General features: G+C 71.7%; 24 protein-coding genes and 1 riboswitch. Of the genes, 14 read left to right on the top strand and 10 right to left on the bottom strand.

What is annotated here, in order from left to right; genetic code table 11:
- Positions 1-71: 71 nt before the first annotated feature.
- Both nagA and ACZ6IM_RS14690 read right to left on the bottom strand, forming a co-directional pair.
- The gene (gene nagA / locus ACZ6IM_RS14695; RefSeq protein ID WP_469556769.1) at positions 72-1,217 is read right to left on the bottom strand and encodes an N-acetylglucosamine-6-phosphate deacetylase; all 1,146 of its coding nucleotides are present in this window, start codon (positions 1,215-1,217) and stop codon (positions 72-74) included.
- Positions 1,217-2,179, bottom strand: a complete 963-nt coding sequence (locus ACZ6IM_RS14690) for an ROK family protein (protein ID WP_469556810.1) — start codon at positions 2,177-2,179, stop codon at positions 1,217-1,219. Before ACZ6IM_RS14690 ends, nagA begins: the two co-directional genes overlap by 1 nt.
- A 148-nt stretch (positions 2,180-2,327) precedes the next feature.
- On the opposite strand from ACZ6IM_RS14690, the gene ACZ6IM_RS14685 reads away from it, so the two are divergent.
- The 4 genes from ACZ6IM_RS14685 (at position 2,328) to ACZ6IM_RS14670 (ending at position 5,525) form a co-directional block, all read left to right on the top strand.
- On the top strand, positions 2,328-3,593 hold the full coding sequence (locus tag ACZ6IM_RS14685) for an ABC transporter substrate-binding protein (protein ID WP_469556767.1): 1,266 nt from the start codon (positions 2,328-2,330) through the stop codon (positions 3,591-3,593).
- Between the two features lie 36 nt (positions 3,594-3,629).
- Positions 3,630-3,863, top strand: a complete 234-nt coding sequence (locus ACZ6IM_RS14680; RefSeq protein WP_052839112.1) for a DUF3263 domain-containing protein — start codon at positions 3,630-3,632, stop codon at positions 3,861-3,863.
- A gap of 161 nt (positions 3,864-4,024) precedes the next feature.
- Complete coding sequence (gene otsB / locus ACZ6IM_RS14675; RefSeq protein WP_469556765.1) at positions 4,025-4,894, top strand: trehalose-phosphatase; 870 nt, start codon at positions 4,025-4,027, stop codon at positions 4,892-4,894.
- 139 nt (positions 4,895-5,033) lie between these two features.
- Positions 5,034-5,525 carry a hypothetical protein gene (locus ACZ6IM_RS14670; protein ID WP_052839114.1) on the top strand — a complete coding sequence of 164 codons (492 nt, stop codon included), beginning with the start codon at positions 5,034-5,036 and terminating at the stop codon, positions 5,523-5,525.
- 7 nt (positions 5,526-5,532) lie between these two features.
- Here ACZ6IM_RS14670 and ACZ6IM_RS14665 read toward each other — a convergent pair whose 3' ends face one another.
- Positions 5,533-6,921: a trehalose-6-phosphate synthase gene (locus ACZ6IM_RS14665; RefSeq protein WP_052839115.1), complete on the bottom strand. Its 1,389-nt coding sequence runs from the start codon at positions 6,919-6,921 to the stop codon at positions 5,533-5,535.
- 82 nt (positions 6,922-7,003) lie between these two features.
- Positions 7,004-7,948: a glucosyl-3-phosphoglycerate synthase gene (locus ACZ6IM_RS14660; RefSeq protein ID WP_469556764.1), complete on the bottom strand. Its 945-nt coding sequence runs from the start codon at positions 7,946-7,948 to the stop codon at positions 7,004-7,006.
- A gap of 141 nt (positions 7,949-8,089) precedes the next feature.
- A riboswitch (SAM riboswitch) is annotated at positions 8,090-8,237 on the top strand.
- A 17-nt stretch (positions 8,238-8,254) separates the two neighbouring features.
- On the opposite strand from ACZ6IM_RS14660, the gene thrC reads away from it, so the two are divergent.
- The 7 genes from thrC (at position 8,255) to ACZ6IM_RS14625 (ending at position 15,704) form a co-directional block, all read left to right on the top strand.
- A complete protein-coding gene (gene thrC / locus ACZ6IM_RS14655) occupies positions 8,255-9,574 on the top strand; it encodes a threonine synthase (RefSeq protein WP_052839117.1) in 1,320 nt (439 codons plus the stop codon).
- A complete protein-coding gene (locus ACZ6IM_RS14650) occupies positions 9,571-9,846 on the top strand; it encodes a ubiquitin-like small modifier protein 1 (RefSeq protein WP_052839118.1) in 276 nt (91 codons plus the stop codon). The genes thrC and ACZ6IM_RS14650 overlap by 4 nt, the downstream gene beginning before the upstream one ends.
- 419 nt (positions 9,847-10,265) lie before the next feature.
- On the top strand, positions 10,266-10,469 hold the full coding sequence (locus tag ACZ6IM_RS14645) for a cold-shock protein (protein WP_004929928.1): 204 nt from the start codon (positions 10,266-10,268) through the stop codon (positions 10,467-10,469).
- Between the two features lie 325 nt (positions 10,470-10,794).
- Entirely contained in the window at positions 10,795-12,420 is a 1,626-nt protein-coding gene (gene groL, locus ACZ6IM_RS14640; protein WP_030186285.1) for a chaperonin GroEL, read from the top strand.
- Between the two features lie 234 nt (positions 12,421-12,654).
- Positions 12,655-13,785, top strand: coding sequence for an NADH:flavin oxidoreductase (locus tag ACZ6IM_RS14635; RefSeq protein WP_469556761.1), 1,131 nt, complete (start codon positions 12,655-12,657; stop codon positions 13,783-13,785).
- Positions 13,786-13,818: 33 nt separating this feature from the next.
- A complete protein-coding gene (locus ACZ6IM_RS14630) occupies positions 13,819-15,360 on the top strand; it encodes a carboxylesterase/lipase family protein (RefSeq protein ID WP_052839120.1) in 1,542 nt (513 codons plus the stop codon).
- Entirely contained in the window at positions 15,357-15,704 is a 348-nt protein-coding gene (locus tag ACZ6IM_RS14625; RefSeq protein WP_052839121.1) for a hypothetical protein, read from the top strand. The genes ACZ6IM_RS14630 and ACZ6IM_RS14625 overlap by 4 nt, the downstream gene beginning before the upstream one ends.
- Here ACZ6IM_RS14625 and ACZ6IM_RS14620 read toward each other — a convergent pair.
- Entirely contained in the window at positions 15,667-15,939 is a 273-nt protein-coding gene (locus ACZ6IM_RS14620) for a DUF397 domain-containing protein (protein ID WP_052839122.1), read from the bottom strand. The genes ACZ6IM_RS14625 and ACZ6IM_RS14620 overlap by 38 nt on opposite strands.
- Positions 15,923-16,762, bottom strand: a complete 840-nt coding sequence (locus ACZ6IM_RS14615) for a helix-turn-helix domain-containing protein (protein ID WP_469556758.1) — start codon at positions 16,760-16,762, stop codon at positions 15,923-15,925. The genes ACZ6IM_RS14620 and ACZ6IM_RS14615 overlap by 17 nt, the downstream gene beginning before the upstream one ends.
- A gap of 118 nt (positions 16,763-16,880) precedes the next feature.
- On the opposite strand from ACZ6IM_RS14615, the gene ACZ6IM_RS14610 reads away from it, so the two are divergent.
- Entirely contained in the window at positions 16,881-17,270 is a 390-nt protein-coding gene (locus tag ACZ6IM_RS14610) for a hypothetical protein (protein ID WP_469556756.1), read from the top strand.
- Positions 17,271-17,302: 32 nt separating this feature from the next.
- Positions 17,303-17,839 carry a hypothetical protein gene (locus ACZ6IM_RS14605; protein WP_469556754.1) on the top strand — a complete coding sequence of 179 codons (537 nt, stop codon included), beginning with the start codon at positions 17,303-17,305 and terminating at the stop codon, positions 17,837-17,839.
- A gap of 4 nt (positions 17,840-17,843) precedes the next feature.
- Here the strand turns inward: ACZ6IM_RS14605 and ACZ6IM_RS14600 are convergent, their stop codons facing one another.
- Positions 17,844-18,452: a TetR/AcrR family transcriptional regulator gene (locus ACZ6IM_RS14600; RefSeq protein WP_052839125.1), complete on the bottom strand. Its 609-nt coding sequence runs from the start codon at positions 18,450-18,452 to the stop codon at positions 17,844-17,846.
- A gap of 96 nt (positions 18,453-18,548) precedes the next feature.
- Here ACZ6IM_RS14600 and ACZ6IM_RS14595 point away from each other — a divergent pair, with 96 nt between their 5' ends.
- Positions 18,549-19,298, top strand: coding sequence for an SDR family NAD(P)-dependent oxidoreductase (locus tag ACZ6IM_RS14595; protein ID WP_469556752.1), 750 nt, complete (start codon positions 18,549-18,551; stop codon positions 19,296-19,298).
- 29 nt (positions 19,299-19,327) lie between these two features.
- Here the strand turns inward: ACZ6IM_RS14595 and ACZ6IM_RS14590 are convergent, their stop codons facing one another.
- The 3 genes from ACZ6IM_RS14590 to ACZ6IM_RS14580 all read right to left on the bottom strand — a co-directional run bounded on the left by ACZ6IM_RS14590 (position 19,328) and on the right by ACZ6IM_RS14580 (position 21,928).
- The gene (locus tag ACZ6IM_RS14590) at positions 19,328-20,299 is read right to left on the bottom strand and encodes an alpha/beta hydrolase (protein WP_469556807.1); all 972 of its coding nucleotides are present in this window, start codon (positions 20,297-20,299) and stop codon (positions 19,328-19,330) included.
- 168 nt (positions 20,300-20,467) lie between these two features.
- A complete protein-coding gene (locus ACZ6IM_RS14585; RefSeq protein ID WP_052839127.1) occupies positions 20,468-20,905 on the bottom strand; it encodes an SsgA family sporulation/cell division regulator in 438 nt (145 codons plus the stop codon).
- A gap of 63 nt (positions 20,906-20,968) precedes the next feature.
- Complete coding sequence (locus ACZ6IM_RS14580; protein WP_052839128.1) at positions 20,969-21,928, bottom strand: AraC-like ligand-binding domain-containing protein; 960 nt, start codon at positions 21,926-21,928, stop codon at positions 20,969-20,971.
- Between the last annotated feature and the right edge of the window lie 103 nt (positions 21,929-22,031).

Here is a 22,031-nt window from a genome sequence, read left to right as displayed (position 1 = left end):
AACGGCGGGCGGTCGGCCCAGCCCCCCGGGTCGGCCGTCACCGGCAGACCCCGGGCGGACTCGGGGACGGATCAGCCCAGTTGGGGATCGACCACCCATTCGCCCCGGCGCATCACACCCACCAGGTCGAAGGCGTCGTCCAGGACCACCAGGTCGGCGTCCTTGCCGGGCTCCAGCGAGCCGATCCGGTCGTCCAGGCCCAGCAGCCGCGCCGGGTTGGCGGAGATCGCGGCGACGACGTCCCCGACGGGCAGCCGGTCCACCGTCACCGCCCGCTTGAAGGCGCGGTCCAGGGTGAGCGTGGAGCCCGCGATCGAGCCGCCCTCCACCAGCCGGGCCACGCCGTCCGCGACCTCGACCTCCATCGGGCCCAGCAGATAGCGGCCGTCGCCGAAGCCGGCCGCGTCCATCGCGTCGGTGATGAAGGCGACCCGGGCGGCACCCGCGTGGTGGAAGGCCAGCTGGAGCGCGGCCGGGTGCAGATGCGTGCCGTCGTTGATCAGCTCGACGGTGATCCGCTCGTCCTCCAGCAGCGCCGTGATCGGCCCCGGGGCGCGGTGGCCGACCGGGGGCATCGCGTTGAACAGGTGCGTGGCGACGGTGGCGCCCGCGTCGATGGCCTGCACGGTCTGCTCGTACGTCGCGTCGGTGTGCCCGACGGCCGCGATCACGCCGTGCTCGACGAGCAGCCGTACGGAGTCCAGGCCGCCCGGCAGCTCGGTCGCCAGCGTCATCATCTTCGTGTGGCCGTGCGCCGCGTCGACCAGCTTGCGCACCTCCGCCGGGTCCGGGTCGCGCAGCAGCTGCTCGTCGTGCGCGCCCTTGCGGCACGGCGAGATGAACGGCCCCTCGAAGTGGATGCCAACGATGTCGCCCTGCTGCGCCAGCTCGGCGAGCATCCCGGCGTGCCGGGCGAGGAAGTCCAGATCACCGGTGACGGCGGAGGCGACCACCGTGGTGGTGCCGTGCCTGCGGTGGGTCTCGACGCCGCCCAGGATCTCCTCGGCGGTGCCGCCGGCGAAGGACGCTCCGCCGCCGCCGTGGTTGTGGATGTCGACGAAGCCGGGGACCACCCAGTGGCCCGACACGTCGGCGGTCTCGGCCTGCGGGGGAGCCGTGTCCGCGATCCGCGTGCCGTCGACGATCACGCGGCCGTCGTCCACGGTCCCGGTGGGCAGTACCACCCGGGCACCGGCGAGAACCTTGCTTGGGGCCATCAGGTGGTTACCTCCGGGGGAGTCGCGGCCGTGGCGGCCGTGGAAGCTGTGGACGTCGGAGCAGCGGGAGCAGTCGGAGCGGCGGTGTCGAGCAGGTCCCAGGCGATCAGCCCGGCACCCAGGCAACCGGCGGTGTCCCCGAGTGCGGCGGGGACGATCCCCGGCAGTTTCTGGAAGGTGACGCGCCGCCGGACGGCGTCCCGCAGCGGTGAGAACAAGGTTTCCCCGGCCTCGGCGAGGCCGCCACCGATGATCAGGACGCGGGGGTCCAGCAGGGTGAGCGCGGTGACCAGCCCGTCGGCGAGCGCGTCCACGGCGTCCTGCCACACGGCGAGCGCGCGGGCGTCCCCGGACTCGACGGCCTTGGCGCAGTCGGCGGCGTCCGCCGCCGGGTCGCCGCAGACCTGAGCCCACGCCTGGCTGACCGCCGACGCGGACGCGAACCGCTCCAGGCAGCCACGCTGTCCGCACGGACAGGGGAGGCCGCCGGGACGTACGACGACATGGCCGATCTCGCCCGCGAAGCCGTGGGCGCCCGCCTCGACCCGGCCGTCGATGCCGATGGCGCCCGCGATCCCGGTGCCCAGCGGCACGAACAGGAACCGGTCGGCCCCCCGCCCGGCACCGATGCGGCCCTCGGCGAGCCCGCCGGTGCGCACGTCGTGGCCGAGGGCGACCGGGATTCCGCCGAGCCGCTCGCCGAGCAGCGTCCGCAGCGGTACGTCGCGCCAGCCGAGGTTGGCCGCGTACACGGCGACGCCCTCCTCGGGGTCGACGATGCCGGGGACGGCGACACCGGCGGCGCCGGCCGGCTCGCCGAACCGGTCCGCGCCGTAGGCACGCAGCTCGGCGGCGAAGTCCAGGATGCCCGCGACGACCGCCTCGGGTCCCCGCTCGCGGCCGGTCGCCCGGCGTGCCTGGTGCAGCAGTTCGCCCCCAGGTCCCGCCAGGGCGGCCTTCATCCCGGTGCCGCCCACATCGAGGGCGATGACATGTCTCACGGGGACAGTGTGGCCCGTACACCCGGGAGAGGTCTAGTCCACTGTGGTGGTGTAGACCTTAATCCGGTAAGCGAACGCGCGAACGAGCAAGTCAGGGTTGGGGAACAGGGTGCAGCGGCTTAGGACTGGAACGATCGCGGTGGTGTCCGCACTGGGCATGACGGCGGTCCTCGGCGGCTGTGGCCTCACCGGCGACTCCGACGGGGTGACCCTGAAGCTGGTCGCCGCCGACTACGGCGACAGCAAGGACAACAGCTCCCAGAAGTACTGGGACGAGCTGGTCAAGTCCTACGAGGCCAAGAACCCCGATGTGCGGGTGGACGTCACTGTCTACTCCTGGAACGACGTCGACCGCAAGGTCCGCGAGCTGGTCGAGGCGGGCAAGGCGCCCGACATGGCGCAGATCGGCGCCTACTCCGACTACGCGGACCAGGACCTGCTCTACCGGGCCGACGACGTGCTCTCCATCCCGGTCCAGGCCGACTTCGTCTCCCAGCTGGCCGGCGCGGGCCAGGTCAACGGCGTGCAGTACGGCCTGCCCTTCGCGGCCTCTACCCGCGTCCTCTTCTACAACAAGACCCTCTTCGACAAGGCCGGGGTCCAGCCGCCCAAGTCCTGGGACGACCTCGCCGAGGCCGCCGAGGCGCTCAAGGAGAAGGGCGTGAAGTACCCGTACGCCCTGCCGCTCGGCTCCGAGGAGGCGCAGGCCGAGACGATGCAGTGGATGCTCAGCGGCGGGGGCGGCTACACCGACGACGTCGGCACCTACGCCGTCGACTCCCCGCAGAACGTCACCACCTTCACCTGGCTGCGGGACGAACTGGTCGGCAAGGGCCTCACCGGGCCGGTCGCCCCCGGCAAGCTCGACCGCGCCGACGCCTTCGCCGCGTTCGCCAACGGGGACGTGGGCATGCTGAACGGCCACCCCTCACTGATGAAGACGGCCTCCGACAAGGGCGTGAAGTACGGCATGGTGACCACGCCGGGCATCGACGGCGAGAGCAAGAACACCCTCGGCGTCTCCGACTGGATGACGGCCTTCAGGAAGAACGGCCACCAGGACGAGATCGGCGACTTCCTCGACTTCGTCTACAGCGAGGAGAACGTCCTCGACTTCTCCCGCGAGTACGACCTGCTGCCGGTGACCACCTCCGCCTCCCAGACCATGAGCACCGCGGCCGAGGACAGGAACCTCAAGCCGTTCCTTGACGAGCTGCTGCTCTCCGAGCTGTACCCGGTCGGCAAGACGTCCTGGGCCTCGGTCAGCGCGGACGTCAAGAAGCACATCGGCGAGGCGGTCGCCCCCGGCCGCAGCCCCAGGGAGGTCCTCGGGCAGATCCAGGCGACCGCGATGAAGGCGGGCAGCGCGGAGTAGCGGCCGCTGTCGGTGGCGGGCGTTACGGTGCCGTACATGGAACCGGGACAGCTGGCCGAGCGGGAGCGCCGCATCCTCGCACTGGAACGCCGCGGCTTCTCCGGCCCCGGCGCCAAGGAGCGCGCCATCCGCGAGGAGCTGGGCCTGGCCCCCGTCCGCTACTACCAGCTCCTCAACGCCCTCCTCGACGACCCCCGCGCCCTGGCGACCGACCCGGTGACGGTCAACCGCCTGCGCCGCGTCCGCGAGTCCCGCCGCGCGGAGCGCTGAGGCCGCGCGCCGAGCGGGCCCCCGCGCCGGTTCGTCCGGCGTGCCGTGCGGGAGAGGCAGGTCCCCAGCGGGCCGGTGGTCAACGGGCGCCGGGAGCCGGCCGGCGGGATGCGGCTCGCGGGCGACGCGTGCGCCCGGGTCCGGCGGGATAGGTTCGCGGTATGGGCAGCCACCAGGACTCCAGCCGAGACGACTCCCCACACCCCCTGCCGACGCCCGCGACGGCGGCCGGACGCGAGGGGCTCGACGCGATCCTCGCGCACCCCGGCCGCGCGGTGGTCGCGCTCGACTTCGACGGCACGCTCGCGCCGATCGTGCCCGACCCCGACCGGGCCCGCGCCCACCCGCAGGCCGTACCGGCGCTCGCGGCCCTGGCCCCGAAGGTCGCCTCGATCGCCGTGATCACCGGCCGCCCCGCCGATGTCGCCGTCCACCACGGCGGCTTCGCGGACGTCCCCGGCCTCGACCGCCTCGTCGTCCTCGGCCACTACGGCGCCGAGCGCTGGGACGCCGCCACCGGTACCCTGACCACGCCCGAACCGCACCCCGGCGTCGCCGCCGTCCGCGCCGAGCTGCCGGGACTGCTGGAGCGGTCCGGGGCGGCGGAGGGCACCTGGACGGAGGACAAGGGCCACGCGGTCGCCGTCCACACCCGCCGCGCCCCCGACCCGCAGGCCGCCTTCGACGCCCTGCGGGCCCCCCTCACCGACCTGGCCTCCCGGCACGGCCTGATCGTCGAACCGGGCCGCATGGTCCTCGAACTGCGTCCACCCGGCATGGACAAGGGCGCGGCCCTGCGCTCGTACGTCCACTCCCTCGACGCCGGTTCCGTCCTCTTCGCCGGGGACGACCTCGGCGACCTCCCGGCCTACGCGGCCGTCGACACCCTCCGCGCCGAGGGCACCCCGGGGCTCCTGGTCTGCAGCGGCAGCGACGAGGTGACGGAGCTGAGCAAGCGCGCGGACGTCGAGGTGGCCGGTCCGCCCGGAGTGGTGGCCCTCCTGGCGGCCCTCGCGCACCGGCTGGCCTGAGACAAGGTCACGGACGGTTCCCCCGCGTGTCACAGGCGTGTCCTGACGCCGCGGGCGGGGGAACCCGGTCTCCCGTCCGCACGGTCTTGGGGGGCGTAAAGCCTGCTCAGCGGGGCCCAGAACCGTGGAGGAACACCCCATGTCCGCTCGGAAGACGCCGATGCTCGCCCTCGCCGCCCTGGCCCTCGGCCTGACCCTGACCGCCTGTGGCAACGGCGGCAGCGGCGGGAACGGCGGCAGCAACGACGACGCCGCCCCCGCCGCCACCGCTGCGAGCACCGCGCAGTCCACCACCCCGACCACCCCCACCACCGGCGGCACGTCCTCGGACACCCCGCAGGGCACGCAGCCGGACCAGGACACGGGCACGGGCACGGGCACGGGCGAGAAGTGCACCGACCAGCTGAACTACGCCGGTGACCCGCGGTCGAACGCCGAGATCAACTCGATCGGCGCGGACACCGGCACCTGCCCGCCGGTCCAGTCGGGCGGCACGCAGTCCGGCACCCCGAAGGAGGACGGGGTGAAGTGCACGGACCAGCTGAACTACGCCGGTGACCCGCGGTCGAACGCCGAGATCAACTCGATCGGCGAGGAGACCGGCACCTGCCCGCCGGTCCAGGACAAGTAGCCCCCGCTCAGCCCCGCAGCGCGTCCAGTTGCTCCAGGAACCACCGCGCCGGGGGCAGCGCGGTGCCGGCGGCCGCGAGCCGCTTCGACCGCTCGGCCCGCTCCCCGGCCGGCAGGGAGAGCGCCTCGTGCAGCGCGTCCGCGGTGCCGACCACGTCGTACGGGTTCACCACCACCGCGTCCTCGCCCAGCTCCTCGTACGCCCCCGCCTCCCGCGACAGCACCAGCGCGCACCCCGTGTCGGAGACGACCGGCACCTCCTTCGCGACCAGGTTCATCCCGTCCCGGACGGGGTTGACGAGTGCCACGTCCGCCAGCCGGTACGCCGCCAGCGACCGGGCGAAGTCGTCCTTCAGGTTCAGCACGACCGGCGTCCACCCCGGCGTGCCGAACTCCTCGTTGACCGCCTCGGCGACCCGCCGCACTTCGGCCGTGTAGTCCCGGTACACGGCGAGGTCCTGCCGTGAGGGGTAGGCGAAGGCGACGTGCACGACCCGCTCGCGCCACTCGGGCCGGCCCGCCAGCAGCTCCCGGTAGGCCAGCAGCCCCCGCACGATGTTCTTGGACAGCTCGGTCCGGTCCACCCGCACGATCGTGCGGCGGCCCTCCCCGATCTCCTTCCGCAGGTCCGCCATCCGCTCCTCGACGTCGGCCTCGTGCGACCGCGCGCGCAGGAAGTCCCCGTCGGCGCCCAGCCCGTGCACGCCGATCTCCGTGCCGCCGAGCCCGCCCACCACGGCGTCGCAGCAGGCGGTGAACGCGTCGGCCCAGCGCCGGGTGAGGAAGCCGAGCCGGTCGGCGCCCAGCATCCCGCGCAGCACCTGCTCGGCGATGTCGTCCGGCAGCAGCCGGAAGTAGTCGACCGGGGCCCACGGCGTGTGCGAGAAGTGGCCGATCCTGAGGTCCGGACGCAGCTCGCGCAGCATCCCCGGCACCAGCGTCAGGTGGTAGTCCTGGACGATCGCGACCGCGCCCTCCGCGGCCTCCTCGGCCAGCGCCTCGGCGAAGGCCCGGTTGTAGGCCTCGTAGGAGGCCCACTGCCGCCGGAACTCCGCGTCGAAGACCGGCTCCAGGGGCGTCTGGTAGAGCATGTGGTGCACGAACCACAGCACCGAGTTGGCGATCCCGTTGTACGCGTCCGCGTGCACCTCGGCCGGTACGTCCAGCATCCGTACGCCGTCCTCGCCGACCCCGCGCCGCACCGCCTCGCGGTCGCCCTCGCCCAGCGCCGAGCACACCCACAGCGCACCGGCGTCGGGTCCGATGGCCGACAGCCCCGAGACCAGCCCGCCACCACCGCGTTTGGCGTGCAGCGACCCGTCCTCCCGCACCTCGTACGAGACGGGCCCCCGGTTGGAGGCGACCAGCACCTGAGCAGCACCGAACCTTGAAGCCATACGCCTCAACCTAGCCCGGCCCCTCCCGCCTCAAACGTCTCCCCACACCACCCCGGCGGCGATTCGGTCACACGGCCCGCCGTCAGGCCACCCTCCGGGCCGTGTACTCCGCGATCTCCGTCATCGGGGGGCGTTCCTCGGTGTCCACGGTGTAGGTGTGCGGCTCGAAGCCGTCGGCGCCGCGTTCGAACTGGGTGAGGGCCGGGCGGACCAGGTGGCCGCGGGCCAGCCGGAGCTGGGCGGTGCGGTAGATCGCGGCTGCCATCCGGCCCAGCGCCCGCCCGTCCTGGTGGCGGTGGACGCGGACCCCCACGTCGACCTGCGCGAGCGCGTCCAGGCCCACCAGGTGCAGGGCGTCGACCAGCATGCCCAGCTCGACGCCGTAGCCGACCGGGAAGGGGAGCCGTTCCAGCAGGGAGCGGCGGGCCGCGTACTCGCCGCCCAGCGGCTGGACGAAGCCGGCCAGCTGGGGCCAGTGCATGTTGAGCAGCGGGCGGGCCATCAGCTCCGTGACCCGGCCGCCCTGCCCGGGAGCGGCACCGAGCGGGCGGTCGTACATGGCCTTGACCAGGTGCACGTCCGGATCGGTGAGCAGCGGGCCCACGATCCCGGAGACGAAGTCGGCGGAGAAGTCGCGCAGGTCGGCGTCGACGAAGCAGACGATGTCCCCGCCGGTCACCAGCAGCGAACGCCACAGCACCTCGCCCTTGCCCGGCACGGCGGGGATGCGCGGGAGGATCGCGTCGCGGTGCACGACGCGCGCCCCGGCCGCCGCGGCCACCTCCGAGGTGCGGTCGCTGGACCCGGAGTCCACGACCACGATCTCGTCGACGAGCGGGGCCCGCAGCACCAGCTCCCGCCGGATCACCGTGACGATGTCGCCGACCGTCGCCTCCTCGTCCAGGGCGGGGAGCACCACGCTGACCGACTGCCCGGTGGCGTGCTTGGCGGACAGAAGGTGCTGGACGGGCCGGTCCCCGGCGGACCAGGAGCGCGCGTTCAGCCAGCGCTCGACTTCTTCCAGCACGTCCCGGGGCTCCTTTGTGATCCATCTCGCGGTGCGGACGACTATCTCAACCGTCCTGGCCTTCGGTTACAGTCTTGAACAACGCGTGGGGCCACCGCATGCCGGGGTCGCCGCGCGTACCAGCGCGAAACAACTTCATACCGCTCATCCAGAGGGGCAGAGGGATACGGCCCGATGAAGCCCCGGCAACCCTCCAGCCGGCTCTTGTCACACGGACGTGGCGAGGCTCCCGGCTAGGGAAGGTGCCAAATCCGTCTCACGGCGAGATGCGTCGTGAGGAAGATGAGGAGAAAGGGCCTCGCCTCCATGGCTGTGCAGACTGCCGAAAGCTCCACGAACCCCTCGAACGCCGCGGACTCCGCGCCCGCCCCGGGTTCCGCCGTCGACCTCGGCCCCGCCGCCGCCCTGAGCTGCCGGGAGTGCGGCCACCGGGTCCCGCTCGGACCGGTCTTCGCCTGCGAGGAGTGTTTCGGCCCCCTCGAGATCGCCTACGACTTCTCGGCCTACGACACCGAGGAACTGCGGGGGCGGATCGAAGCGGGCCCCGCGAACATCTGGCGCTACGCCCCCCTGCTGCCCGTCCCGGCCGACGTCGCGACCAAGCCGAACATCAACCCCGGCTGGACCAAGCTCGTCAAGGCCGACAACCTCGCCCGCGAGCTGGGCGTCACCGGCGGGCTGTACGTCAAGGACGACTCCGGCAACCCCACGCACTCCTTCAAGGACCGCGTCGTCGCCCAGGCCATCGAGGCCGCCCGCGCCTTCGGCTTCACCACCCTCTCCTGCTCCTCCACCGGCAACCTCGCCGGTGCCGTCGGCGCCGCCGCCGCCCGGGCCGGTTTCCGCTCCTGCGTCTTCATCCCGCACGACCTGGAGCAGGGCAAGGTCGTGATGGCCGCCGTCTACGGCGGCGAGCTGGTCGGCATCGAGGGCAACTACGACGACGTGAACCGCTTCTGCTCCGAGCTGATCGGCGACTCGGCCGGCGAGGGCTGGGGCTTCGTCAACGTCAACCTGCGGCCGTACTACGCCGAGGGTTCCAAGACCCTCGCGTACGAGATCTGCGAGCAGCTCGGCTGGCGGCTGCCCGACCAGATCGTCGTGCCGATCGCCTCCGGCTCCCAGCTGACGAAGATCGACAAGGGGCTGAAGGAGCTGATCGAGCTCGGCCTGGTCGAGGACCGGCCGTACAAGATCTTCGGCGCGCAGGCCGAGGGCTGCTCGCCGGTCTCCACGGCGTACAAGGCCGGCCACGACGTGGTCCGCCCGCAGAAGCCGAACACCATCGCCAAGTCACTGGCCATCGGCAACCCGGCCGACGGCCCCTACGTCCTCGACATCGCCCGCCGCACCGGCGGCGCCGTGGAGGACGTGACCGACGAGCAGGTCGTGGACGCGATCAAGCTGCTCGCCCGCACGGAGGGCATCTTCGCGGAGACGGCGGGCGGCGTGACCGTCGGCGTCACCAAGAAGCTGATCGAGAACGGCGTGCTGGACCCGTCGCTCACCACGGTCGTCCTGAACACCGGCGACGGCCTCAAGACCCTCGACGCGGTGGCCGGCACCGGCCTGACCGCCACGATCCGCCCGAACCTGGACTCCTTCCGAGAGGCTGGCCTCGCATGAGCGTGACCGTTCGTATCCCGACCATCCTGCGTACCTACACCGGTGGCAAGGCCGAGGTGAGCGCCGACGGTGCCACCCTCGGGGAGGTCATCTCCGACCTGGAGAAGAACCACACCGGCATCGCCGCCCGCGTCCTGGACGACCAGGGCAAGCTGCGCCGCTTCGTCAACGTCTACGTCAACGACGACGACGTCCGCTTCGAGCAGGGCCTGGAGACCGCCACCCCGGACGGTGCGGGCGTCTCGATCATCCCCGCGGTCGCCGGCGGATGAGGCGGTAGCAGATACACCTTGTAGTGCGTATTGCCCTCTCCGTAAGAGAAACGGAGGGGGCAATTCCATGTGATTGAGCGCGGTAGAGTTGGGGAACGCGCTCCCGATCAGCACAACGGGAACCGTTAATTCCTGCCGCCCGCCCGACAAGAAGTAGCCAAAGTGCGTGCGTATTCTGCGGCTTTTGTTCCCTTTGTGTGCCCCGACTTGACCCGAATTCAGGCGAATTCTCGCCACATTCCGGACCGGGTGCGTCCAGATTTCTCGTCCGATTGACCTGTTGCAGACGGCAGTTGGACAGATACATTCAGCCGCGGTCGACGCGTTCCGGCGCACGCCCCCAGTCGTGAGGGGGCGAGGTCTGACCCGGGTCCGCGAAGTGCGGATCTGTGCAAGGGCCAGTAATAGGGGAGTTAGGCATGGCTCAGGGCACCGTCAAGTGGTTCAACGCGGAGAAGGGGTACGGCTTCATCGCGGTCGACGGTGGTGCGGATGTTTTCGTCCACTACAGCGCGATTCAGATGGACGGCTACCGCACCCTCGAAGAAGGCCAGCGGGTCGAGTTCGAGATCTCGCAGGGTCAGAAGGGCCCGCAGGCCGACATGGTTCGCCTCAGCGCCTGAGACGCGCGGCCAGCGCAGCACCCGGCCTTCGTCCGAAGGGCCCGTACCCACTGGGTACGGGCCCTTCGGCCTGTCCGGATGCCCGCCGGGACCTTGTTCGCGGGCGGCTGACGGCGGGCCCCGATCCCCGAGAGGCGCTTGCACTCGACCATGCCGAGTGCTAATCATTGCGTTAGCACTCTGAAGGTGAGAGTGACAACGAAGGACCGGGTCGGTGAGGCCCGCGGGCCGGGTGGGGAAGGAACCACAAGGTCGGCGAGCCGTCCGTCGCGGGCGCGGGCGCGGTCCGAAGGAATCACCCCCAGTCCTGGAGGGACCACTTCACATGGCCAAGATCATCGCGTTCGACGAGGAGGCGCGGCGCGGCCTCGAGCGCGGCATGAACCAGCTCGCGGACGCCGTCAAGGTGACGCTCGGCCCCAAGGGCCGCAACGTCGTCCTCGAGAAGAAGTGGGGCGCCCCCACGATCACCAACGATGGTGTCTCCATCGCCAAGGAGATCGAGCTCGAGGACCCGTACGAGAAGATCGGCGCCGAGCTGGTCAAGGAAGTCGCCAAGAAGACGGACGACGTCGCCGGTGACGGTACGACCACCGCGACCGTTCTCGCCCAGGCCCTGGTCAAGGAGGGCCTGCGCAACGTAGCCGCCGGCGCCAACCCGATGGCCCTCAAGCGCGGCATCGAGAAGGCCGTCGAGGCCGTCTCCGCCGCCCTGCTCGAGCAGGCCAAGGATGTCGAGACCAAGGAGCAGATCGCCTCCACGGCCTCCATCTCCGCCGCCGACACCCAGATCGGCGAGCTGATCGCCGAGGCCATGGACAAGGTCGGCAAGGAAGGCGTCATCACCGTCGAGGAGTCCCAGACCTTCGGTCTGGAGCTGGAGCTCACCGAGGGTATGCGCTTCGACAAGGGCTACATCTCGGCGTACTTCGCCACCGACATGGAGCGTATGGAGGCGTCGCTCGACGACCCGTACATCCTGATCGCCAACTCCAAGATCGGCAACGTCAAGGACCTGCTGCCGCTCCTGGAGAAGGTCATGCAGTCGGGCAAGCCGCTGCTGATCATCGCCGAGGACGTCGAGGGCGAGGCACTGTCGACCCTGGTCGTCAACAAGATCCGCGGCACCTTCAAGTCCGTCGCCGTCAAGGCCCCGGGCTTCGGCGACCGCCGCAAGGCCATGCTCGGCGACATCGCCATCCTCACGGGCGGCGAGGTCATCTCCGAGGAGGTCGGCCTCAAGCTGGAGAACGCCACGCTGGACCTGCTGGGCAGCGCGCGCAAGGTCGTCATCACCAAGGACGAGACCACGATCGTGGACGGCGCCGGCTCGGCCGACCAGGTCCAGGGCCGCGTCAACCAGATCCGCGCCGAGATCGAGAACAGCGACTCGGACTACGACCGCGAGAAGCTCCAGGAGCGCCTGGCGAAGCTGGCCGGCGGCGTGGCCGTCATCAAGGCCGGTGCCGCCACCGAGGTCGAGCTCAAGGAGCGCAAGCACCGCATCGAGGACGCCGTTCGCAACGCGAAGGCGGCCGTCGAGGAGGGCATCGTCGCCGGTGGTGGCGTGGCCCTGCTCCAGGCCTCCCAGGTCTTCGAGAAGCTGGAGCTGACGGGTGACGAGGCGACCGGCGCCAACGCCGTGAAGCTCGCCCTGGAGGCCCCGCTCAAGCAGATCGCCGTCAACGGCGGTCTCGAGGGCGGCGTCGTCGTGGAGAAGGTCCGCAACCTGACCGTCGGCCACGGCCTGAACGCCGCGACCGGTGAGTACGTCGACATGATCGCCGAGGGCATCATCGACCCGGCGAAGGTGACCCGCTCTGCCCTGCAGAACGCCGCCTCCATCGCCGCGCTGTTCCTCACCACAGAGGCCGTCATCGCCGACAAGCCGGAGAAGGCCGCCGCGGCGGGCGCCCCGGGCGGCATGCCGGGCGGTGACATGGACTTCTGATCGACCGCTTCCGGTTGATCGACCGTCCAGTACGGACCGAGGGCGGCACTCCCCGAGAGGGGGGTGCCGCCCTCGGGCGTGTCCGGCCCCCACTCGTCCCCCACGCCCTTCCGCTATGGCCCGGGTCACACCGGGACGCCGGGCGGAATGGTCCGGCGGGGCGGGTCCGTTCCCGTTGGAGTGCGTTGAATGCGCGCGCACATACTGACCGGTACCCACCTCAGGAGCCCCCACGTGACCGTCACCCCCGCCGAGGCCGCCACCCGCGCCGCCCAACTGCTCGCCCGCCCGGCCACGATCAACGGCCTCACCGTGCCCAACCGCATCGCGATGGCGCCGATGACCCGGATGTTCTCCCCGGGCGGCGTCCCCGGCGAGGACGTGGTGTCGTACTACTCCCGCCGTGCCGCCGCAGGAGTCGGACTGATCGTCACCGAGGGTACCTACGTCGGCCACGACTCGGCCGGGCAGAGCGACCGCGTCCCGCGCTTCCACGGCGAGGAGCAGCTCGCCGGCTGGACGAAGGTCGCCGAGGCGGTGCACGCGGCGGGCGGCACGATCGTGCCGCAGCTGTGGCACATCGGCATGGTACGCAAGCCCGGGGAGCAGCCCTTCCCTGACGCCCCCGCCGTCGGCCCGTCCGGCCTGCGCATCGGCGAGGACGAGCCCACCGGCACCGCGATGACCCAGCGCGACCTGGACGACGTCATCGGCGCCTTCGCCGAGTCCGCCGCGGCCGCCGAGCGCATCGGCTTCGACGGCGTGGAGATCCACGGCGCCCACGGCTACCTGGTCGACCAGTTCCTGTGGTCCGGCACCAACCGCCGCACCGACGCCTACGGCGGCGACCCCGTGGCCCGGACGCGGTTCGCCGCCGAGATCGTGGCCGCCGTACGGGAGACCGTCTCCGCGGACTTCCCCGTGATCTTCCGCTACTCCCAGTGGAAGCAGGAGGCCTACGACGCCCGCCTCGCCGAGACGCCCCAGGAGCTGGAGGCCATCCTCGCCCCGCTCGCCTCGGCCGGTGTCGATGCCTTCCACGCCTCCACCCGCCGTTACTGGCTCCCCGAGTTCGAGGACTCGGACCTCAACCTCGCCGGCTGGACCAAGAGGCTCACCGGCAAGACCGCCATCACCGTCGGCTCGGTCGGCCTCGACGGCGACTTCACCAAGGCCTTCCAGGGCGAGGGCGCCCCCGTCCGCAGTCTCGACAACCTCCTCGACCGCCTGGAGCGCGACGAGTTCGACCTCGTCGCCGTCGGCCGCGCGCTGCTCCACGACCCGCGGTGGGCCGAGAAGGTCCTCACCGGCCGCTTCGACGAACTCGCCCCGTACGACGCGGCATCGCTGAAGACCCTCAGCTGAGCCCGGTGCGCACCACGGCGTAGGGTCCCAAGGATGACGATCTCTGGAGCTGCCGAGTCAGTGGAACCCGTGGTGCGCACCTCCTCCGGCGCGGTGCGCGGCCGGACCGAGGACGGCCTGACCGTCTTCCGGGGCATCCCGTTCGCCCAGCCACCGGTGGGCGACGCCCGGTTCGCCGCCCCGCGCCGCCCCCGTCCCTGGGACGGCGTGCGCGACGCGTACGCCTTCGGCCCGCCGCCCCCGCAGGACCTGGGCGCCGCGGGCACCGCCGGCCCCCCGGACGCCACCGGGGGCGACGAGTGGCTGACGGTCAACGTCTGGACCCCCGCCCCCGATCCGGCCGCCCAGCGCCCGGTCATGGTCTGGATCTACGGCGGCGCCTACAAACTCGGCCACTCCGGCAACCCCGCCTACGACGCCCGCCGCATCGCCGCCGACGGCGACCTCGTCGTCGTCACCCTCAACTACCGCGTCGGCATGGAGGGCTTCGCCCACATCGAGGGCGCCCCCGCCAACCGGGGCCTGCTCGACCAGGTGGCGGCGCTGGTCTGGGTGCAGGAGAACATCGCCGCGTTCGGCGGCGACCCCGACCGGGTCACCGTCTTCGGCGAGTCGGCCGGCGCCGGTTCCGTGGCCTCGCTGCTGGCGATGCCCCGTGCGGCCGGACTCTTCCGGCGGGCCGTCGCGCAGAGCGTGCCGGGCACCTTCTTCTCCCCGGAACTCGCCGCCGACATCGGTTCCGCCCTCGCCGCCGAGCTGGGCCTGCGCCCGACCGTCGAGGACCTCTCGGACATCGCCCCGGCGCAGCTCGTCGGGGCGGGCCAGGCCCTCGCCCCGAAGATGCCCGGCAACGTCGCCCGCTGGGGCCAGGCGGCGCCCACGCTCACCCCGTACGCGCCGGTCGTGGACGGCGAGTTCCTGCCGGTCGCGCCGTGGCAGGCGCTGGCGTCCGGCGCGGCCCGGGACGTAGAGGTGATAGTCGGTCACAACCGTGACGAGAACCGGCTGTTCACGATGATGGCGGGCAAGCTCGGCGAGATCGGTGAGGACCGGGCGAGCGCCGCCCTGCGCCTGTACGCCCCGGGCGGTGAGGCCGCCTACCGCGCGGCCTTCCCGGACGCGGCGGCCAACGACCTGTACGAACACGTCCAGACCGACTGGCTGTTCGCGATGCCGTCCCTCCACCTGGCAGAGGCCCACCTCGCGGGCGGCGGCCGGGCCCACGTCTACGAACTCACCTGGCCAGCACCGGCCTACGGCGGCGCGCTGGGCGCCTGCCACGCCCTGGACATCCCCCTCCTCTTCGGCACCTTCCAGGCGGACCTGGCGCTGCTCCAGTTCGGCGGCGCGGAGCCGTCCGAGGAGGCGCTGGCCCTGTCGTCCCGGTTCCGCGCCGCCTGGACGGCGTTCGCCCACACCGGAGACCCGGGCTGGCCCGCGTACGACACGGGGCAGCGTCTCGTACGGGTCTTCGACGCGGAGCCGGCCGTCGCACCGTACCCGGAGGAGACCTCCCGGCGCCTGTGGGAGGGGTACGAGTTTGCGCCGCTGCCCCTGGTGGGGCCGGAGGCGTGAGCTTCCGGGGTCTCCTGCTGGGCCTGTTCGCCGTCCCGGTCGTCGTCGGCGGGTACTTCCTCACCGCGACGGCGACCGCCGACGGCACCCCGCAGTGCGACGGCATCATCACGGAGTACGGCGACGCGGAGCGCTCCGGCCCCATGAAACCGGGGGAGACGTGCGACCTGTACGACTTCACCGACGGCCGCTCGGCGGGCACGCGGACGTACGCGCAGCAGCAGAAGGCGCAGGACGCGGAGGCGACGCGGGACTACTGGACCGGCGGCCTGTGGCTGGCGTACGGCGTGGCCGGGCTGACCGTGGTCACCGTCCACCTCGGCCTGAAACGCCGCCGCGCCTGACTCCGTCGACGAACACCGACCATGCCTCGGCCTGGAAGCGGAGGGTGGGCCCTGCGGGGTTCTTCGAGTCCCGGACCGGGACGGCGGTGGGGGCGCCGGTGGCGACTTCGAGGCAGTTGCCACCGCTTCCGCCGCTGTAGCTGGACTTGCGCCAGCAGGCGACTTCCAGGCAGTTGTCGCCGCTTCCGCCGCTGTAGCTGGACTTGTACCAGTCGTACTCAGGGGTGGTCTCCATGCGCGTAATTCTGCGCCAGCTTCTCGATCAAGGACAGGGACTTGGCGGGCGAGAGCGCGGCGACCATGAGGAGTTCGTAGTAGAAGCGGTAACGCCCCACGGTGGCGGGATCGTCGTCGACCCGTCCGGTCCCGACGCCTTCGAGGTAGACCAGCGAAGGGGCGTCCGCAAAGTCCATCAGTTTGACGCAGCCCTGCATGGCCGGGTGCGCTCCCGCATCGAAGGGCAGTACTTGCACGATGACCCGGTTCTCCCGTATCAGGGAGGCGAGATGGCGCAGAGCCTCCGCCATCACCTCGGCGCCGCCCGTGGATCGACGCAATGCGGACTCGTCAATGACGGCCCACAACACGAACCTTGTTGGATCGGCGAGCATACGGGCCCGCTCCATCCGCGCCGTCACTAACCCGTCGATCACCTCGTCAGCCGTAGTCGGCTGATAGGCGCGGCAGACGGCCCGCGCGTAGGCGGGCGTCTGCAGGAGACCGGGGATCAGCATCGACGCGTACTCCTTGATCTCCGTGGCCGCCCCCTCCGCCTCCGCCGCCTCCGCGAAGTGCTCCGGATACTTCGACTTCGCCGACGCCGCGCAGTTCCGGCGGAAGAAATCCTCCGTGCCCAGGACGTCGTCCAGCAGGCGGGCGTACTCCGGCTGCATCCGGCGCGTGCCGGACTCCAACTGCCCGATGAACGAACCGCTGACGAACAGCCGCGCGCCCAGCTCCTCCTGGCTCAGGCCGGACTTCTCGCGGGCGTGGCGCAGCTCGGCGCCCAGGAGGGCGCGGGGGGAGGAGGACGGGTCGAGGTCTTTGGGTCCTGGCATGGTGACGGAACTCCCGGTCGCACAGCGGAGGTTGTTGGAGCGCCCTGTATGGCCAGGTTAGGGGCGGGTCGGACACGCTGTGTCGCGAATCACGAACTCAGCGTGGAGGTGAGGAAGGGTGCGGTCGACCGAAGAAGTCGTCGAGTCCCTGCGGCAGGCCCTCGTGGGCGCCGGTGTCGTACTGCCGTCCCTGTGCGTCGACCCGGTGACCGGCGCGAGTGACGAGCCGTTCGCCCTGGTCGACCTGGGGCGGTGCAACGTGCGGGTCGCGGAGCGGCTGGCGTCGGTGGTGCGGGGCGAGCGGCCGGCCGTCGGCACGCATGCCGTGGACGCGAGGGACGGCCGGGTGGGGGAGGTGATGGGCCACGTGGGCGGCCGCGTGCAGCTGCGGCCGGTCGCGGGGGGCCGGGAGTGGGACTGCCCGCGGGCGTCGGTGGGCGTGGCGCGGCCCGAGGAGGTGTTGAAGGCGCGGCTGCGCGGGGCGAACCGGGAGAGTGCCCGCCCCTGAGGGCGTGGCCGTCCGCGTGGTTCAATGACCGCATGGGGGAGGACCGTGCGTCTCTTGGGCCGCTGGAACTGACCGACGGCCGTTGGGGAGTCGGGGACGCCACACGGCCTGACACCCACTGGGTGGAGCTCCGCCCGGAAGGGCTCCACCAGCACGAGCCGGACTCCGAGGGGCGATTGGTCCCCTGGGGCAGGATCATGAACGGCGTAAGGATCACCTGGGGCAAGCACCCCTGGGACACGAACAACAGGGGCCTGTACACGCTGAGGGGCACGGTCGCCACGCGTGACGGCGGCTGGTTGCACATGACGCTGCGCCACCCCTACGAGGACCACCAGCTGCGCTTCGACCAGCACACGCGCCCCTACCGGGCGGTTGACGCGCTCCGGCTGGAGGCCTTGCTGCGGCAGCTCGCCGATGACGGGAAGCTCCAGCTTCTCGGCGACCCGGAATGGGTGGGCCGTGCCGCGGCGCATCTGGCGGGCGGGGAGAACCGCTGGATCACCGGCCGTTCGCTGAGGCAGGCGGTGGCGGAGGCTCTGGCGGCAGCCGGCCCGGTCGGCCCCTGACGGATCACGCGGGTGGCCAGTTGCTCAGGGCCGTGTCGGCCACCCGCCGGAGGTCTTCCCGGGTGGCGCCCCCGGTGGCCTGCACGGCGATGCCGTTGGCGAACGTCATCAGGTAGCGGGCGATGTGCAGCGGGTCGGTGCCGGGCGGGAGGTCCCCGTCGTCGACGGCCTGCCCGAACCGGTCGCGGAGTTGGGCGACGCCCCCTTCGCGCCAGTCGGCGAGCAGGTCACGGGCGGGGCGTCCGGTCTCGCCGGAGGCGAGGGAGCCCTGGACGCCCAGGCAGCCGGCCGGGCAGTCCGGGCGGGTGCTGACCTCCACGGCGCCGTTCAGGAACGCCGTGGCCACTTCGCGGGCGGTGGGCTTCTTCAGGGCGCGTGCCACGTAGGAGGCGGGACCCTCCTCGTAGCGCTCCAGCGCCTTGCGGAACAGGTCCTCCTTGTTGCCGAAGGCCGCGTACATGCTGGTGCGGGTGATGCCCATGGCACCGGTCAGGTCGGTGAGGCTGGCGCCCTCGTAGCCCTGCTCCCAGAAGACCCGCATGGCCTTTTTGAGGGCCTCGTCGGTGTCGAAGCCCCTCGGCCGGCCGACCGCCGCCTTCTGTCGCGTCTCCATGTCCTCCAGTCTACGTCTTCCGTATCGGTCGGTACAGATGTGCTACGTTCGCTTTCAGTACCGATCGGTACTGAATTTCAGCGGAGGTCATTCACCATGGGACAGCTCGAAGGCAGGACCGCCGTCGTCACCGGCGGCGGCACGGGGATCGGTCTGGCCAGTGCGGTGCGGCTGGCGGACGAGGGCGCGCACGTGTTCATCACCGGGCGGCGCAAGGCCGCGCTGGACGAGGCCGTGGAGATCATCGGCGCCGAGCGGGTCACGGCCGTGGCCGGTGACGTCTCGGACCCGGCCGACGTGGACCGGCTCTACGAAGCGGTCCGCGCCCGCGGCCGGGGTCTCGACGTGGTCTTCGCCAACGCGGCGACCGCCTCGCTCGTGCCGTTGGAGGAGATCACCGAGGAGCGGTTCGAGGAGATCTTCGGCGTCAACGTGCGGGGCACCCTCTTCACCGTGCAGAAGGCGCTGCCGCTGCTCAACGACGGTGCCTCGGTGATCCTCAACGCCTCCACCGCCGCGGACAACGGCGCCGAGGCGTTCAGCCTGTACGCCGCCTCCAAGGCCGCCGTCCGGACCTTCGCGCGGGGCTGGGCCAACGAACTCAAGGGCCGCGGCGTCCGGGTCAACGCGATCTCCCCGGGCCCGGTCGACACTCCCGGGATCACCAGCCTCTTCGACGGGACGGATCTGCCCGCCGTCCACACGAAGCTCGCCGGGGACACCGCGATCGGGCGGATGGGGCGCCCGGAGGAGGTCGCCGCGGTAGTGGCCTTCCTCGCTTCGGACCAGAGCAGCTTCGTCCTCGGCGCCAACTGGTACGTCGACGGCGGCGAGAACCAGATCTGACCCGGCGGGCCGCATCTCCCGGCCCGAGGTCAGGCCGGGTGCAGGGCGGTGCGCAGGATGGCGACGGCCAGGGAGATCGCGGCCCGGGCGGCGTGGGTCTCGCGCAGGGCGTCGAGCATCAGGAAGTCGTGGATGATGCCCTGGAAGCGGACCGCGGTGACGGGGACGCCCGCCTCGCGGAGCTTGTTCGCGTAGGCCTCGCCCTCGTCGCGCAGCACGTCCGCCTCACCGGTGACGACCAGGGCCGGTGGCAGCCCCGTCAGTTGCTCCGTCGTGGCCCGTAAGGGGGAGGCGGTGATCTGGGCGCGTTCGGCCTGGTTGGTCGTGTACTGGTCCCAGTACCGTTGCATGCCGTCGCGGCGCAGGAAGTACCCCTCGGCGAACTGGTGGTACGAGTGGGTGTCGAATGCCGCGTCGGTCACGGGGTAGAACAACACCTGCTGCACCAGGGGGACATCGCCGTACTCCTTGGCCATCAGGGTCAGGGCGGCGGCCATGTTGCCGCCCGCCGAGTCACCGGCCACGGCCAGCCGACGGCTGTCGAGGTCCCTCGCCGGTCCCTTCACGGTGATCCACCGGGCGACGGTGTAGCTCTGTTCGAGAGCCACCGGATAGCGCTCCTCGGGTGAGAGGTCGTACTCGGGGAAGACCACCGCGGCCCCGGTGCCGACCGCGAGTTCGCGGACCAGCCGGTCGTGGGTGCGGGCGTTGCCGTACGCCCAGCCGGAGCCGTGCAGGTAGAGGATCACCGGCAGGAGCCCGGCAGCCCCGGCGGGTCTGACGATCCGGGTGCGGACGCCGCCGGTGGGCCCGTTCGGGACGGTGATCCACTCCTCGGTCACGGCGGGCAGTGCCACCGGGCCCGACTGCGCCTCGTCGACGACCCCGCGTGCCTCGGCGGGCGGCAACTCGTGGAGAAACGGCCGGCGGGCCGTCGCCTCGGCGAACGCTGCCGCCGACGGCTCCAGCACGGGCCGTACCGGCTCGGCAGGGTGGGACATCACGTACTCCTGGGTGACCTGGGCCATGCCGGGGTCTCCGGCGTTTCGGCTCCACGGCGGACCCGGCTCGGCCCGCCTCGCCCCTGGCACGCTAGTGGGCGTCGGCAGGGGCGAATTGCCTGTCGGCGCACCGTGCTTGATCCGGCGTGCACAAGGCGCCCGCGCATGTCACTCGCAGCTGTTCATGAGAGCGGCGAGCGAGTGGTCGATGTCGACGTGCCGGCCTTCCTCCCCCATCGGCACCAGCTCGTGCGAGCGCCGCAGGAACTCGGCGGTGTCCAGGGCGGGGACCTCGATCCGCGCGGAGCCCACGGCCGACCTGAGGACGATGGAGACGGTGTCCCGATGGCACCGGTGCGGCGGACTCACCAGCACGTTCCCGACACCGGCCGGTCGGCGCAGGCCCTCCTCCAGCAGGGAACGGGCGAAGAACCAGTCGACCGGCTCCCGAGTCTCGCCCGCGCCCAGGGAGAGTCGTACGGCATAGGGGTCGGCCACGTCGTAGACCAACTGCGCGCACAGCAGCACGGGGGGATCACCGGGGAGGCCGACGGCCACCGTCACCGGGGACGCGACCGTTGTGGCGTGCTCACTCTTGTCTCTCATGGGGTCTTCCTCCTCGACCGACTGATGCTTGGGACTGCCTGCTCATGGGACGGATGGAACCGCTCATCGGACGACGAGGCGGGCGTCGCGCCAGTCGCGCGGGGGGACGCCGTAGACGCCGCGGAACGCCCGGCTGAAGTGGGCGGGGCTGATGAAGCCCCACCGTTGGGCCACCGCGGCCACGGTCGGGACCGTCTTGTCGCCTCGGGACAGCTCACGCGCGCACTGCTCCAGTCGGCGGCGCTGGATGTGCCTGGCGACGGTGGTGTCCTCGCCCTCGAAGAGCCGGTGCAGATAGCGGACCGAGATGTGCTGGGCCTTCGCCACGGTCTCCGGCGACAGTGACGGGTCGTCCAGGTGGCGTTCGATGTGGTCGCGGATGCGCAGCAGCATCCGGTCGCGCCGGGGCGCCGGTTCCGCCTCGGCCTGCTGGGCCCGTTCGGCGACCAGCGTCGCGAACAGGTGGGCGACGCCGGCGGCCAGCCGGCCCGCGATCTCCCGGGAGTAGGGCTGCTCCGGCGTGACCAGCGTCGTCAGCAGGGACACCACGGCCACGCCGAGGCCCTCCGTGGCGTCGACCACGGTTCCCGTGACCAGCCCGATCTCCCGCTCCGACAGCCTCAGCAGCGTCCGGGGGATGTGCACCACCCGCGCGGAGAACGGCGCCGGGCACTCCAAGGAGTACGGACGCGTCGTGTCGTACACCAGCAGGTCGCCCGGTGCGGCGGTGACCGTCCGTCCGTCCTGGACGAGCGTGGTGGTGCCCGACTTCGGGACCGAGAAGCCGATGAACCCCTCCGGGGTGCGGGAGGAGGGTTCGGTGGTCCGGGTGACGCGCTGGGCGTCGGCGTTGATGTCGCACACCCGGAGGTGACCCACCCGGCCGGCGGCGATGCGGCCGGCGAACGGACCGTCCCCCAGCGGGACGACGGTCATCGGCACCAGCGCCCGGCCCAGCGCGTCGTGCCAGAAGGCGAGCTTGTCCCGGTCGGGAACCGAAGCGGTCGTCAGCACCTGGCCCATCTGGCTCTCCTTCTCCACGTCCCGCTCTGCGGGGCCCTTGCCCTGCCTTCATCAGACAAGCAGCGGGCCGCCCGGCACTCCAGGCAGGAAGCAGGCAGAAACC

Source organism: Streptomyces sp. NPDC042336 (assembly GCF_055581985.1).
Note: the sequence above shows the minus strand (reverse complement) of the source record. Positions and strands in the feature narration are given on the sequence as shown.

Bases quoted from the DNA above. Each gene is read 5' to 3' on its own strand.
- nagA (WP_469556769.1), bottom strand. From the start codon at position 1,217: ATGGCCCCAAGCAAGGTTCTCGCCGGTGCCCGGGTGGTACTGCCCACC.
- ACZ6IM_RS14690 (WP_469556810.1), bottom strand. From the start codon at position 2,179: ATGAAGGCCGCCCTGGCGGGACCTGGGGGCGAACTGCTGCACCAGGCA.
- ACZ6IM_RS14680 (WP_052839112.1), top strand. From the start codon at position 3,630: ATGGAACCGGGACAGCTGGCCGAGCGGGAGCGCCGCATCCTCGCACTG.
- otsB (WP_469556765.1), top strand. From the start codon at position 4,025: ATGGGCAGCCACCAGGACTCCAGCCGAGACGACTCCCCACACCCCCTG.
- ACZ6IM_RS14670 (WP_052839114.1), top strand. From the start codon at position 5,034: ATGTCCGCTCGGAAGACGCCGATGCTCGCCCTCGCCGCCCTGGCCCTC.
- ACZ6IM_RS14665 (WP_052839115.1), bottom strand. From the start codon at position 6,921: ATGGCTTCAAGGTTCGGTGCTGCTCAGGTGCTGGTCGCCTCCAACCGG.
- thrC (WP_052839117.1), top strand. From the start codon at position 8,255: ATGGCTGTGCAGACTGCCGAAAGCTCCACGAACCCCTCGAACGCCGCG.
- ACZ6IM_RS14650 (WP_052839118.1), top strand. From the start codon at position 9,571: ATGAGCGTGACCGTTCGTATCCCGACCATCCTGCGTACCTACACCGGT.
- ACZ6IM_RS14645 (WP_004929928.1), top strand. From the start codon at position 10,266: ATGGCTCAGGGCACCGTCAAGTGGTTCAACGCGGAGAAGGGGTACGGC.
- groL (WP_030186285.1), top strand. From the start codon at position 10,795: ATGGCCAAGATCATCGCGTTCGACGAGGAGGCGCGGCGCGGCCTCGAG.
- ACZ6IM_RS14630 (WP_052839120.1), top strand. From the start codon at position 13,819: ATGACGATCTCTGGAGCTGCCGAGTCAGTGGAACCCGTGGTGCGCACC.
- ACZ6IM_RS14620 (WP_052839122.1), bottom strand. From the start codon at position 15,939: ATGGAGACCACCCCTGAGTACGACTGGTACAAGTCCAGCTACAGCGGC.
- ACZ6IM_RS14615 (WP_469556758.1), bottom strand. From the start codon at position 16,762: ATGCCAGGACCCAAAGACCTCGACCCGTCCTCCTCCCCCCGCGCCCTC.
- ACZ6IM_RS14605 (WP_469556754.1), top strand. From the start codon at position 17,303: ATGGGGGAGGACCGTGCGTCTCTTGGGCCGCTGGAACTGACCGACGGC.
- ACZ6IM_RS14600 (WP_052839125.1), bottom strand. From the start codon at position 18,452: ATGGAGACGCGACAGAAGGCGGCGGTCGGCCGGCCGAGGGGCTTCGAC.
- ACZ6IM_RS14595 (WP_469556752.1), top strand. From the start codon at position 18,549: ATGGGACAGCTCGAAGGCAGGACCGCCGTCGTCACCGGCGGCGGCACG.
- ACZ6IM_RS14590 (WP_469556807.1), bottom strand. From the start codon at position 20,299: ATGTCCCACCCTGCCGAGCCGGTACGGCCCGTGCTGGAGCCGTCGGCG.
- ACZ6IM_RS14585 (WP_052839127.1), bottom strand. From the start codon at position 20,905: ATGAGAGACAAGAGTGAGCACGCCACAACGGTCGCGTCCCCGGTGACG.
- ACZ6IM_RS14580 (WP_052839128.1), bottom strand. From the start codon at position 21,928: ATGGGCCAGGTGCTGACGACCGCTTCGGTTCCCGACCGGGACAAGCTC.